Genomic DNA, 1974 nt, shown 5'->3' on the forward strand with positions numbered 1-1974 from the left:
GCAACGACCTCAGCCGTGCCGACTCCGACCTGGAATGGGCTGCTAGCGCGGTGAATTCGTCCAACCGGGTTTTCTTCGAGGGCGTGCTGTCGTTGCCGAAGAAGAAGTCGGGGATCACCGCCGTCGACTTCCGCAAGCCAGACCGAGCACCGTTGCTGCTCATCTCCGGAGGAATCGACCACGTCGCTCCACCTGCTATCCAGAAGGCCGCCCTGCGCAAGTACGCACAGGGGACCGCGCTGGTCGAGCGGGTGGAGTTCCCCGACCGCACACACCGGCTCGTGAGCCAGGACGGGTGGGAGGAGATTGCCGACTACGCCCTGGACTGGTCGCTTCGGCACGCAGCGACCCGATTCCCGCAGGCGCGGTAACAGCCACCGTGGCGGGCGTCAGAATCACCCACATCGGCGGGCCGACCGCGCTCATCGAGATCGATGGCTGGAACATCCTCACCGATCCGACCTTCGACGATCCGGGACAGCGCTACGACTTCGCCCTCGGCACCTCGTCGGTGAAGACGATCGGCCCGGCGATACAGGTGACCGACCTGCCCGCGATCGACGCCGTGTTGCTGTCCCACGACCACCACGCCGACAATCTGGACCACGCGGGCCGGGCATTGCTGCGCACCGTGCCGCGGGTCATCACCACGGCGAGCGGCAGCCGTCGGCTCGGACTCGCGCACGCCGAGCCGATGGTGGCTTGGCAGAAAACCGTCCTGAACGCACCGGGCCGAACTCCGCTGCGGGTGCTAGCCACGCCGAGCCGGCACGGGCCACCGCTCAGTCGGCTGCTCGCGGGCGAGAACCTCGGCTTCGCGATCCAACGGCCGGCGGAAAAGCGTGTGGCGGTGTGGATGTCGGGGGATTCGGTCTACTTCGCGGGGCTGGAGGAAGTGGCTCGCCGCCTCGACGTCGATATCGCGCTGCTGCATATCGGTGCGGTCCGCTTCGGACTCACCGGGCCGGTGAAATACACGATGGACGCCCGTGATGCCGCGCGGTTCATCAGGCTCCTCGAACCACGCATCGCACTGCCCGTGCACTACGAAGGCTGGACCCATTTCAGCGAAAGCCACGACCGAGCTCGCGTGCGGTTACTCGAGGAGTCCGAGGGCGTGCACCACCGGGTGCAGTGGTTGCCGCTCGGGCAAGCTGTCGAATTTCATTCTCCCACTACACCGCTCGCGTACTGAGCGCTAACGAAAGGTGATCGATCATGTCATCGTCTACGCATGTCCTGAGTCCGCGCAGGCGGCGGTTACTGAGCGCGCTGGCGGTGACGGTTGTCGCTGTGGGCCCGCTTGTTCCCGCAGCAGCCGCCGCCGATCCGGGTGAACCCACACTGGTGCTGGTGCACGGCGCTTTCGCCGACGCAACCAGCTGGGACGGGGTCGCCGCCGAGCTGCGCGACCGCGGCTATCCGGTTGTCGCAGTGAACAATCCGCTGCGCGGACCCCGCAATGACTCGGCGGCCCTGCAAGGTGTTCTCGACCGCATCGACGGGCCGGTCGTGCTCGTCGGGCACTCCTACGGCGGGGCCGTTGTCACCAACACCCACAACCCCAAGGTCAAAGCCAACGTCTACATCGCGGCCTTCGCGCCCGCACAGGGCGAATTCGTGCAGGGACTGCTCGACCCCATCCGCTTTCCCGGCAGCCAACTCCTGCCGCCCGCGCTGCAGGTTCGGGTAGTGGACGACCCCACCGGCCTCGCGGGCCGCAATGTCGACGGCTACATCGACGCGCCCTACTTTCACACGATTTTCGCCCAGGATGTGAGTCCGGAGACCGCCGCGGACATGTATGCCCATCAACTCTCGGCCGCGCTGAACGCCAATCTGGAACCCTCGGGCTCGCCGTCATGGGCGACCACGCCCAGCTGGTACCTGATCTCGGGCCAGGATCGCGTCATTCCCGCTGCCGCACAACGATTCATGGCCGGCCGCGCTGCCCCGGCCACGACCAGGGAGATC

The 1974-nt window shown here is 66.8% G+C and carries 2 protein-coding genes and 1 pseudogene; all 3 read left to right on the forward strand.

From position 1 onward, the window contains the following. Nucleotides 1-371 (forward strand): annotated as a pseudogene (locus tag ACFWF3_RS33955) (alpha/beta hydrolase); the annotation flags it as partial. A gap of 8 nt (nucleotides 372-379) precedes the next feature. Continuing rightward, nucleotides 380-1195: an MBL fold metallo-hydrolase gene (locus ACFWF3_RS33960; RefSeq protein WP_379318090.1), complete on the forward strand. Its 816-nt coding sequence runs from the start codon at nucleotides 380-382 to the stop codon at nucleotides 1193-1195. A gap of 23 nt (nucleotides 1196-1218) precedes the next feature. Then, nucleotides 1219-1974, forward strand: a 756-nt coding sequence (locus ACFWF3_RS33965; protein WP_379318092.1) for a lipase family alpha/beta hydrolase, incomplete at its 3' end; no start/stop codon positions are given.

This window comes from Nocardia sp. NPDC060220 (assembly GCF_042727815.1).
Taxonomy (GTDB): domain Bacteria; phylum Actinomycetota; class Actinomycetes; order Mycobacteriales; family Mycobacteriaceae; genus Nocardia.